Origin of the sequence: Citrobacter sp. Igbk 17 (genome assembly GCF_028069775.1) — a bacterium.
Classification (GTDB): Bacteria; Pseudomonadota; Gammaproteobacteria; order Enterobacterales; family Enterobacteriaceae; genus Citrobacter.
The window spans coordinates 1-297 of record NZ_JANEWI010000104.1 but is presented as its reverse complement, the minus strand read 5'-3'; the positions used below and the strand labels follow the sequence as shown (position 1 = coordinate 297).

Annotated in this window: 1 protein-coding gene; it reads right to left on the bottom strand. The window is 49.8% G+C overall.

Translation table 11 applies throughout. The features are described 5' to 3' along the window. A partial coding sequence (locus tag NNO08_RS22990; protein ID WP_271457613.1) for a type VI secretion system contractile sheath domain-containing protein occupies nt 1-297 on the bottom strand: 297 nt, incomplete at both ends.

Sequence of the window (297 nt, the reverse complement as noted above, 5' to 3'; positions counted from 1 at the left end):
CATACGAAGAAATCAGTGCGGCAACAGGCTCTCCGCCAGGGGTATCGTATTCATCAATATAGGTTTGTTTATACAGTCCGCTCTGAGTCACTTCCGGGCTGTCTTCAAAATCCTGGCGCAGCTCCTCTTTGGACATATCCAGCAGTTCGATTTTCACGTTCTGGCGGAAGTCTGTTTTGTCGACCAGCGACTTCAGACCGCACCACAGGCTTTCTACTGCCTGAAACGCTTCATGATGCATCACGGCATCCAGCTGGCGGCTAATCTGATAATCCAGTTCAGCGATATGGTGATCAA